Below are 10,040 nucleotides of genomic sequence, written 5' to 3'. Positions count from 1 at the left end.
GGCTCCCGGGGCGGATCCCCGCCGCCGCCTGGGCAGCCGCCGGCGAGGCGGCCCGGCCCGAACGCTACGCCCGCTGCGAGCCCTTTGCCGCAGAGCGGGGTCTCGCGGCCACCGTGTGCCACCTCGGCAATCCGGACCGGGCGCCAACCTTTGCGCTCTGGGGGGATTCCCACGCCAATGCGCTCGGGCCAGGCATGCATCACGCCGCCCGGGGGCTGGATACGGCCGGACTACTCTTCTTCGGCTCCGGCTGCCCTGCACTCCTCGGCGTAGACCGCCCGGCCCGGGAGGAGTGCCGGCGCTTCAACCGCGAGGTCAACCGCACCCTGCAGGGTGAACCGGGCATCGGGCTGATCTATCTCGCGGGCTACTGGACCGTGCCCATGACCGGCTCGGGCTATGACAAGCGCTTCTTCCTGATCGAGGACGAACAGACCACCGGACGTTCCCCGAGCGAGAACGGCCGGGTCTTTGCCCGCGGTCTGGGCCGGACCCTGGACGCACTCGCCGATCGCCGGGTGGTGATCATCCAGGACGTGCCGGAGGTGGGCTCGCGCTTCAGCAAGCACCTCTCAGACCACTTCGTGCGCCGCGCCTGGCTGAAGATCGACGGGGCGGCGGAGCCCGTCTATCCACTCACCGAGGACCCCGTCGAGGCAAGGCTCACGGCGCTGATCGCTGCCCGGAAGGACAAGGTCCACTTCCTGCGCATCAGACCCGTGCTGTGCAGCGACAATCGCTGCCCCCTGCGTATCGACGGGGCCCTGGTCTACCGCGATGGAGACCACCTGTCAGACTACGGCTCGCGGCTGCTCGCCCCGCTTCTGAGCCGCAGCCTGAGCCGCAACCTGCCGGGCGGCACCGGCCCCTTAAAGAATGGTTCATCGTAGCTTTGAGAGGCGGATGCCGGGATCGCACTGTTCCGGGGTGAGCGCGGGGGAGTGCTCTCAGCCCTGCCCGGCCGGGCAAGGCTGGGAGCACACCCCAGCCATCCGTCCCAAAAAGCTGCCATGAACCGAAAGCATGCCCGGCGCAGCGGGGCCCGGCGCGTCGCGGCTCCGGAGGATTGCTGCTAACATCGCGCTTTTTCTGCCGCGCGGGCCAACCTGCGGGCACAAGGGACAACGTACACCGCCATGGATCAGGATTACGACCCGCAAACCCTTGAGCAGGCCGCCCGCGCCTACTGGGACGAACAACAGAGCTTTGCCGCCACGGAAGATCACAGCCGTGAAAAGTTCTACTGCCTCGCCATGTTCCCCTACCCCAGCGGCAGGCTGCACATGGGGCACGTGCGCAACTACACCATCAGCGACGTCATCGCACGCTACCAGCGTATGCAGGGCAGAAATGTGCTGCACCCCATGGGCTGGGACGCCTTCGGCCTGCCGGCGGAGAATGCCGCCATCGCCAACAGGACGGCGCCGGCGGCCTGGACCTACAGCAATATCGACTACATGCGCGAGCAGCTGAAAGCCCTGGGTTTCAGCTTCGACTGGAACCGGGAGCTCGCCACCTGCCGCCCCGAGTACTATCGCTGGGAACAGTGGTTCTTCACCCGGCTCTACGAAAAGGGCCTGGTCTACCGGAAAATGGCCACGGTCAACTGGGATCCGGTGGACCAGACCGTACTCGCCAACGAGCAGGTGATCGACGGCCGCGGCTGGCGCTCCGGCGCCCTCGTGGAACGCCGGGAGATCCCGCAGTGGTTCCTGCGTATCACCGCCTACGCCGACGAGCTGCTGAAAGGCCTGGACGACCTCGACGGCTGGCCGGAGCAGGTGCGCACCATGCAGCGCAACTGGATCGGCAAGAGCCGCGGCGTGGAACTGGCTTTCACGCTCGACACGCCGGTGGCCGGCGAGGAGCGCATAGAGGTCTACACAACGCGTCCGGATACGCTGTTCGGGGTCACCTACCTGAGCCTCGCCCCCGAGCATCCCGTCAGCCAGGCCCTGGCCGCGGACAACCCGGCGCTGGCAGCGTTCATCGAGGCGTGCCGCAAGAGCGGCGTATCCGAGGCCGAAACGGCACAGGCGGAAAAGCGCGGCATGGACACGGGACTCACCGCCCGGCACCCGCTGACGGGCGAGGAAATTCCCGTCTGGGTCGCCAACTATGTGCTCATGGATTACGGTTCCGGCGCCGTCATGGCCGTACCGGCCCACGACCAGCGCGATTGGGAATTCGCCGAGCGCTACGACCTGCCCATGACCGTGGTCATCTGCGATGACAGCGGTAAGCCGGCCGACATCAGCGAGGCCGCCTTTACGGAGCACGGCGCCCTTACCAACTCCGGCGACTTCGACGGGCTGCCCTTCGAGGCCGCCTTCGACGCCATCGCCGCCGCGCTCGCCGGACGCGACGCCGGCCGGGTCACCACGCAGTACCGGCTGCGCGACTGGGGCGTGTCCCGGCAGCGCTACTGGGGCGCGCCAATCCCCATGCTCAACCTGCCGGATGGGGGCGAAATCCCGATCCCTGCGGAGCGCCTGCCGGCGCTGCTGCCAGAGGACGTGGTCCTGGACGGCGTCACCTCGCCGCTGAAGGCCGACACCGAGTGGCGCAAGTTCGAGCTCGACCGCCAGGTCGTCGAGCGCGAGACGGACACCTTCGACACCTTCATGGAGTCGTCCTGGTACTACGCCCGCTTCACCTGCCCCGACTACGAGGCAGGCATGCTCGACAGCGAGCGCGCCAACTACTGGCTCCCCGTAGACCAGTACGTGGGCGGCATCGAGCACGCCATCCTGCACCTCCTGTACGCCCGCTTCTTTCACAAGCTCATGCGCGACGAGGGGCTGGTTGATTCCGACGAGCCGTTCACACGACTGCTCACCCAGGGCATGGTACTCAAGGACGGCGCCAAGATGTCCAAGTCCAAGGGTAATACCGTGGACCCTACGGCCCTCATCGAGCGTTATGGCGCAGACACGGTGCGCCTTTTCAGCATGTTCGCGGCACCACCGGACCAGTCCCTCGAGTGGTCCGACTCCGCCGTGGAAGGCGCGCACCGCTTCCTCAAGCGGCTCTGGCGCATGGTCGCCGAGCACGTTGCCAGCGGGGCCGTGCCGGCGCTGGAGCCGGCCACCCTCGACGGCGCGGCCCGGGACGGCCGGCGAAAGATTCATGAGACCATTGCCAAGGTCAGCGACGACTACGGCCGTCGCCAGACCTTCAACACGGCCATCGCCGCAGTCATGGAGCTTTGCAACGAGCTCGGCCGCCTCGACCCGGCAGATGCGCAGGCCCGCGCCGTGCTCCGCGAGGGCCTGGACGTCGCTGTGCGCCTGCTCTGTCCGGTCGTTCCCCACGCCTGCCACCACCTCTGGCGCGCCCTGGGCCACGGCGATGACATCACCTGGGCACCCTGGCCCGGCGTGGACGAAAGCGCCCTGGTGCGCGACAGTATCGAGATGGTGGTACAGGTGAACGGCAAGGTGCGTGCGAAAATGGTCGTGCCCGCGGACATCGGCAAGGCCGACGCCGAGGCCGAGGCTCTGGCCCAACCCAACGCCCAGCGCTTCCTCGAGGGCAAAACCGTGCGCAAGGTGATCGTGGTGCCCGGCAGGCTCGTCAACATCGTGGTCAGCTGATGAGCTCGTCGCTGCCGCGCCTCGCCGTCGCCCTCCTCGTTGCGCTGCTGGCCGGCTGCGGCTTCCACCTGCGCGGCACCGGCGGCGGCACGGCGCTGCCGGCAAGCTGGGGGGCCATGCACCTGCAGGCAGCGAGCCCGAACAGCGAATTCACCCGGGTGCTGCGCGCGCGCTTCACGGCCAGCGGCATCCGCTGGGTGGATGCCGGCGAAGCCACGCACCGCCTCGAGCTGGGTCCGGAGCGCTTCGCCCAGCGCAACCTCTCCATCAATGCCGAGGCGCGGGCGGCGGAGTTCGAACTCACGCTCCGCGCCACCTTCACCGTGCGCGACGACCGGGGCGCCCTGCTCCTGGGCCCGGAAACCGCCCAGGTCGCCAAGCAGATGGAAAACGACCCGCGCAACGTGGTCGGCAAGGCGGAGGAAATCCGCATTCTCCGCGACGAGATGCGCGGCGAGCTGGCGCAGCAGATCATCCGCCGGATCGCCTTCTTCGCCGCCAGCAGCGGCTGATGCGGATCACTCCGGAGCAGCTCCCGGCCCACCTCGCGCAGTCGGTGCTGCCCGCCTACCTGGTCAGCGGCGACGAACCGCTCCTGGTTCAGGAATGCGCCGACCAGCTGCGCGCCGCGGCCCGCGCCGGCGGCTGCAGCGAACGGCAGATCCTCGACGCTGACGGCCGTGACTTCGACTGGCAGGCCCTGCGCGACTGTGCGGCGAACCTGTCGCTTTTTGCAGACCACAAACTGGTGGAGCTGCGGCTGCCGGGCGGCAAGCCCGGCACCGAGGGCAGCAAGGCGCTCTGCGAGTACCTCGAGCTGGCCGACCCCGGCGACCGCCTGCTGGTGGTGGCGGGCAAGCTCGACAAGAGCGCCGGCAATAGCAAATGGTACAAGGCGATCGACCGCGCCGGCGGCACGGTACAGGTGTGGCCCGTGCGTTCCCGGGAGCTCCCGGGCTGGCTCGAGCGGCGCATCCGCAGCGCCGGCATGCGCATCGACCGGGATGCTCTCGGGCTGCTGGCCGAGCGTGTGGAGGGAAACCTTCTCGCAGCGCTGCAGGAGATCGAAAAGCTCAAGCTCCTGGGGACGGACCATATCACGCTGGCCTCGGTGAACGACGGCGTCCTCGACAACGCCCGCTACAACCTCTTCGCGACCATCGACGCCGCCCTGGCCGGCGACACGGTACACGCCCTGCGCATGCTGACGGGACTGCGCGGCGAAGGTGTCGAGCCGGCGGTGGCCTGCTGGGCCACCAGTCGCGAGGTGCGCCTCCTCGATGACCTGGTCCGCGACGTCGCCGATGGCCAGCGGCCGCAGCAGGCGCTGGCGGCGCGGCGGGTATGGAAATCACGCATGGGCATCCTGCAGGCGGCACTCGGCCGCCACGACCCGGCCAGCACTGCCACGGCCCTGACCCTGGCGCTTGCCGCGGACGCCGCCGCCAAGGGCTACGGCCCCGGCGACCCCTGGCTCGCCCTGGAGCAGCTGCTCCTCCACATCGCGCAACCGTAGCGACCTGTCGCCTTTTCGGACAGGTCACTCCCGGCCAGCTTGCGCTCCCCGGCAACGGCGACTACTGTACAGGCATACAGTATTCGTACAGGGAGCACACACCATGAACCAGGCACTGCAGGACATTGTCAGCCGTCGCGACACCTGGCTCGGCCGCGATGGCCAGCCGCTCTTCGATGGCGCGCCGGCCAACAGCGACCACCACGGCCGGGACACGCTGGCCACAGGCTACGCCGCCCTCGACGGCGCCCTGGTCCACGGCGGCTGGCCCCTGGGCAACACCGTCGAGCTGCTCAGCAACGCCAACGGCCTCGGCGCCATGGGCCTGTTCCTGCCAGCCATGGAGCGGCTGAGCAGCCGCGGGCGCTGGCAGGTCTTTATCGCCCCGCCCTGCACCCCCTATGCACCGCTGCTCGCCGCCCGCGGCATCGATACGCAGCAGGTGCTGCTGGTGCACCCGCGCAGCCGCGAAGACCTGCTCTGGAGCACCGAGCAGGCCCTGCGCAGCCCCACCTGCAGCGCGGTCTTCAGCTGGCTTGGGGCCGCTGACTACCGCTACGCGGAGCTGCGCAAGCTCCAGCTCGCGGCCACCGCCGGCGACAGCCTCGCGGTCCTGTTCCGGGCCACGCCCGCGGCCCAGGAACACGCGCCGGCACCCCTGCGCCTGCAGCTCCCGGCCTATCGCCAGGTGCACCTTCTCAAGCAGCGCGGCGGCCGCCAGGGCATCGACATCTCCCTGCCGGCCAGCGACGATATCCCCGGCCAGCCGCAGCTCTGGGAACTGCCGGCCTTTGCGCCGGCAGCAGCGAGCCCTATCGCCGCGCCTGTGGCCTAGCGTCGCACGGGATAGCAAGGCATGGCACCATAGACCTTGAATCGCAGCAATCACCTGCAGTCACGGAGGCACTCCATGCAAGAGCTACCCCACCACTACACCGTATCCGCCAGCGCCGGCGACGATGACAACGTTCTCGTCCAGGCCACAGATCTGCCGGAGATCGTCACCGCACCCCCGGCAGAGTTCGGCGGCCCCGGCGACCGCTGGTCCCCCGAGTCTCTGCTCATGGCCGCTGTCGCCGACTGTTTCGTTCTGAGCTTTCGCGCCATCGCCCGCGCCTCCAAGCTCGCGTGGACCGACATCGAGTGCACTGCCACCGGCACCCTCGACCGCGTCGAGCGCGTCACCCGCTTCACCGAGGTCCAGGTCAGCGCCACCCTGCGCATCCCCGCCGATACGGACCCGGAAAAGGCCGACCGCCTCCTCCACAAGGCCGAGCAGGCCTGCCTGATCACCAACTCCATGAGCGCCAGCACGGCCCTCACCACCGAGGTATTGAGCGCGTAGGACAATCCGCTGAAAACTTTGTAGGGCAGTTGAAGTCCGTTAGACTCCCCGCCCCCTGGCAACACGGACTCTGCCCCCATGGACAAGTGGCTCTCAGACTACGGCGTAACGCTCGGCGTCGGCGGCCTGATGTTGTTCATGGTGTTTATCGTCTGGGATCTGGCACGGCGCAGCGACGCCGGTCGCTTCGGAACCTTCGTGCTGTTCCTGGCGCTCGCCATGGGCATCCTCGGCTTTCTCATCAAGGGGGCGATCACTTACCTGATGGAGCACGGCGGCATCTAGGGCCATTTGCGGCGGAAGCCCTGTGGGAGGTGCGCCTCCGCGCCGACGACCGACGGCACGCCGGCCTGGGTCGCGGCAAGACGCCGCTCCCACCGCTTGTGGTCAGCCGGCTTTTGCGGCGTCCACCAGGCCTTCGATCTTGCGCTCAAGAATCGATAGCGGCACCGGGCCGTCCTTGAGCACCTCATCGTGGAAGGCGCGGATGTCGAAGCCCTCACCCAGAGCGCGGCGCGCCTCTTCGCGCAACGCCATGAGCTTCAGCTTGCCGATCATGTAGGCCGTGGCCTGGCCGGGCATGGCGATGTAGCGCTCGATGGCGTTCACCGCATCACCCTCCGGGTTCGGCGTATGCTCGAGGAGGTAGTCGATCGCCTCCTCGCGGCTCCAGCGCTTGCTGTGGATGCCAGTGTCGACCACCAGGCGGCAGGCGCGCCAGAGCTCCATGGCCAGACGGCCGAAGTCGGAGTAAGGGTCCTCGTAGAAGCCCATTTCCTTCGCCAGTTCCTCGGTGTAGAGGCCCCAGCCCTCGGTGTAGGCCGTAAAGCTCGCGTACTTCTGGAACTCGGGAATATCATCCAGAGCAACGGTGATTGCGCGCTGCATGTGGTGCCCGGGAATGCCCTCGTGAAAAGCCAGGGCCTGCAACTGGTAGCTCGGCATGTTCGCCATGTCGTAGAGGTTGGCGTAGTAGATGCCCGGCCGGGAGCCATCCTTCGGCGGCGCCTGGTAGAAGGCCTTGCCGGCGGACTGCTCGCGGAAGGCCTCGACCCGCTTGACCACGATCTCCGCCTCCGGCAGCAGGCCGAAGTACTCGGGCAGGCGCTCGCGCATGGCATCAATGCTGCGCCGGGCGTCGGCGAGGTAGTCGGCGCGGCCGGCGTCGGTGTTCGGATAGTAGAACTGCTCGTCCGTGCGCATGAACTCGAAGAAGTCCTGCAGGCTGTCCTCGAAGCCGACGGTCTCCATGATGGCGCGCATCTCGCCGTGGATCCGCGCGACCTCGGCAAGGCCGATCTCGTGGACCTCGTCGGCACTGAGGTCCGTGGTCGTGTACCAGTTGAGGCGCGTGGCGTAATAGTCCTTCGCCCGCGGGAAGCGCCAGATACCGTCGGCCTCGGCGGCGTCTTCAGCCTGTGCCTCCACGGCGACGATGAGCCGCTCATAGGCGGGTCCGACGACATCCACCAGCGCCGTGCGTGCCTCGGCGAGGAGCCGCTCCCGGGTTGCCTCGTCGAGGGTCAGCCCGGCAACCTTGTCCTGGAAATCCGCCCACAGCGTGGAGTCTTCACCGCTGTCGTCATAGGGCACGCCGGTAACCACGTTACGCGCCGACTGCACGATCTTCGGGTACTGCCAGTCGGCGAGCGTGAGCCCTTTCTCCGTGCGGATCTCGAGCTGGGCGATCACCTGGTCGAAGTAGTCGCCGACGCCGTTCAACCGGCCGATGTAATCCTCGGCATCGGCCGGGCTGTTCACCCGGTGAATATTGATCAGGGTGCTCGGCACGACCGTGTGCGGCCCGCGGAACTGCGTAATGACGAAATCATGGTGGCGGAACGCATCCCGGGCCAGCAGGCGCTCGAGGTTGAGCTTGTAGAGGTCCCAGGACAGTTGCTCGTCCGCCGCCAGGGCGTCACGGTCGAAGGTCTGCAGCCGGGCGAGGCGCCGCTCATTGATAGCGCGGGTGTCCTCCTGGAAGGTCTCGGAGACAGGGTTCCACTGATCATTCCCGGTCTTGATGCCGCGGTAGGTCGCGGTCAGCGGGTAGCGCGCCATGTCCTCGGCGTAAGCTTCGTCGAGGAAGGCACGGAAACCGGTTACGGCGGCCTCGCCGCTCTCGTCGGAGGCACTGGAAGCCACCGGACCGCCGTCCTGGCCGCAGGCCAGGAGGCCGGCGGCGAAGAAAAAGGCCAGGGGCAAGCGAAAAGCTCGAAACACGGGACACTCCTTGGGGCTTGGGGTGCAACGGAGACGCGGCGGACAGCGCCGCCAGGGACGGTCATGATGGCCCAGCCGGACCCGAATTGCCACCGACCTCCCAGAGCGGGTCACGCTGGACAGAGGGCCGAAGGACACTGATACTGTATATATGTACAGCATTTACTTCAGACTGGCCGGGCTCTCTCCGCACACCGGGGAACGGCCTTGACTCTGTGGCTGTGCCTGCGCTTTCCGCGGCTGGCCCTGGAGTGCCAGGACGGCAGCGAGGAGCGTCCGCAGGCCCTCGTGGAGCGGCAGCGGCTGCTGCAAGTCAACGATTCCGCCGCCGCCCTGGGGCTGGCCCCGGGCCAGGGTGTCACCACGGCCCGGGCCCTCGCTGGCGACGCGCTGCAGCTGCGGGCCCGGGACCGGCAGCGCGAGGCGGAATGCCTGGAAGAGCTGTGCTGCTGGGCTTACGGCATCACGCCCAACCTGCATCGCTGGCGCGAGGACTGTCTGCTCCTCGAGATCGGCGGCTGCCTGCGCCTGTTCGGGGGCATCGCCGCGCTCCTCGGCAGCGTCGACCGGGGCCCCGTACAGCGCGCCCTCAGCTACCGTCGCGGCCTCGCACCCACGCCGAAGGCGGCCTGGCTACTGAGCTTCACCGGGGAACCGGCCGCCAGCGCCCTCGAAAAGCCCCTCCAGGAGCGGCTGGCGCCGCTGCCCCTCGCCCACCTGGCGATCCTGCTCCCGGCGCTCGGAGCCCTGGAAGAAGCGGGCCTTACGCGCCTTGGCGATATACTCGCCCTGCCGGAGCGGGCCCTCGGCCGGCGCTGCGGCCGCGAGGCCGTGACCCTGCTGCAGCAGGTGACCGGCCGCGCCCATGACCGCCAGCCGGCTTTCCAGCCGCCGCTGCGCTTTCGCGCCCGGCACCGTTTTGGTTACGAGGTGACCGGCAGCGAAGAGCTGCAGCCGGCGATCCGACGGCTACTGAACGCGCTGGTCGCCTTCCTGCGCAATACCCAGCAGCAAACCGGCACTCTGCATTGGCATTTCATCGGTGCCCGCGGGCAACGCCAGGCGCTCACGGTACGCGCCAGCGCAGAAACCGGCGACGCGGCGACCTGGACCGGGCTTACCCGCACACGCCTGGAGCGTTACCCGCTCTCCGGGGGCGCAGAGACTCTGGTACTCAGCTGCGACGAGCTGGCGCCGGCCACACCCACCGGCGGCGACCTCTTCAGCGAAGCCGGCACGGAGCCGCTGGCCAGCCTCCGCGACCGGCTGCGCAACCGCCTGGGCCGGCAGGCCGTCCGCCATCTCGCCTGCCGCAGTGAGCATCTCCCCGAGCTGGCAGCGGCAACCAGCCCCGAGCCCG

9 protein-coding genes are annotated in these 10,040 nt (G+C 68.5%); 8 read left to right on the top strand and 1 reads right to left on the bottom strand.

Annotation, left to right across the window (positions count from 1 at the left end):
* The 7 genes from HRUBRA_RS15460 to HRUBRA_RS13800 form a co-directional block, all read left to right on the top strand.
* Positions 1-890, top strand: an 890-nt coding sequence (locus HRUBRA_RS15460; protein WP_035518116.1) for an SGNH hydrolase domain-containing protein, incomplete at its 5' end; no start/stop codon positions are given.
* 246 nt (positions 891-1,136) lie between these two features.
* A complete protein-coding gene (gene leuS / locus HRUBRA_RS13825) occupies positions 1,137-3,596 on the top strand; it encodes a leucine--tRNA ligase (RefSeq protein ID WP_035518115.1) in 2,460 nt (819 codons plus the stop codon).
* A complete protein-coding gene (locus HRUBRA_RS13820; RefSeq protein ID WP_035518114.1) occupies positions 3,596-4,108 on the top strand; it encodes an LPS-assembly lipoprotein LptE in 513 nt (170 codons plus the stop codon). The genes leuS and HRUBRA_RS13820 overlap by 1 nt, the downstream gene beginning before the upstream one ends.
* Entirely contained in the window at positions 4,108-5,112 is a 1,005-nt protein-coding gene (gene holA / locus HRUBRA_RS13815) for a DNA polymerase III subunit delta (protein ID WP_035518112.1), read from the top strand. The genes HRUBRA_RS13820 and holA overlap by 1 nt, the downstream gene beginning before the upstream one ends.
* A gap of 103 nt (positions 5,113-5,215) precedes the next feature.
* Positions 5,216-5,947 (top strand): translesion DNA synthesis-associated protein ImuA, encoded by a 732-nt coding sequence (imuA, locus tag HRUBRA_RS13810; RefSeq protein WP_052094951.1) that lies wholly within the window; start codon positions 5,216-5,218, stop codon positions 5,945-5,947.
* Between the two features lie 75 nt (positions 5,948-6,022).
* Positions 6,023-6,457: an OsmC family protein gene (locus HRUBRA_RS13805; RefSeq protein ID WP_035518110.1), complete on the top strand. Its 435-nt coding sequence runs from the start codon at positions 6,023-6,025 to the stop codon at positions 6,455-6,457.
* Between the two features lie 78 nt (positions 6,458-6,535).
* Positions 6,536-6,742: a DUF2788 domain-containing protein gene (locus HRUBRA_RS13800; protein ID WP_035518109.1), complete on the top strand. Its 207-nt coding sequence runs from the start codon at positions 6,536-6,538 to the stop codon at positions 6,740-6,742.
* Between the two features lie 102 nt (positions 6,743-6,844).
* Here HRUBRA_RS13800 and HRUBRA_RS13795 read toward each other — a convergent pair whose 3' ends face one another.
* The gene (locus tag HRUBRA_RS13795) at positions 6,845-8,680 is read right to left on the bottom strand and encodes a DUF885 domain-containing protein (RefSeq protein ID WP_052094949.1); all 1,836 of its coding nucleotides are present in this window, start codon (positions 8,678-8,680) and stop codon (positions 6,845-6,847) included.
* A gap of 207 nt (positions 8,681-8,887) precedes the next feature.
* Here HRUBRA_RS13795 and HRUBRA_RS13790 point away from each other — a divergent pair.
* Positions 8,888-10,040: Y-family DNA polymerase (locus HRUBRA_RS13790; protein ID WP_052094947.1), on the top strand; the 1,153-nt coding region annotated here is incomplete at its 3' end.

Source organism: Pseudohaliea rubra DSM 19751, from assembly GCF_000764025.1.
Classification (GTDB): domain Bacteria; phylum Pseudomonadota; class Gammaproteobacteria; order Pseudomonadales; family Halieaceae; genus Pseudohaliea; species Pseudohaliea rubra.
Note: the sequence above shows the minus strand (reverse complement) of the source record. Positions and strands in the feature narration are given on the sequence as shown.

What these genes read in the sequence shown, in the direction of transcription:
- leuS (WP_035518115.1), top strand. Translation starts at nt 1,137, where the DNA reads ATGGATCAGGATTACGACCCGCAAACCCTTGAGCAGGCCGCCCGCGCC.
- HRUBRA_RS13820 (WP_035518114.1), top strand. Translation starts at nt 3,596, where the DNA reads ATGAGCTCGTCGCTGCCGCGCCTCGCCGTCGCCCTCCTCGTTGCGCTG.
- holA (WP_035518112.1), top strand. Translation starts at nt 4,108, where the DNA reads ATGCGGATCACTCCGGAGCAGCTCCCGGCCCACCTCGCGCAGTCGGTG.
- imuA (WP_052094951.1), top strand. Translation starts at nt 5,216, where the DNA reads ATGAACCAGGCACTGCAGGACATTGTCAGCCGTCGCGACACCTGGCTC.
- HRUBRA_RS13805 (WP_035518110.1), top strand. Translation starts at nt 6,023, where the DNA reads ATGCAAGAGCTACCCCACCACTACACCGTATCCGCCAGCGCCGGCGAC.
- HRUBRA_RS13800 (WP_035518109.1), top strand. Translation starts at nt 6,536, where the DNA reads ATGGACAAGTGGCTCTCAGACTACGGCGTAACGCTCGGCGTCGGCGGC.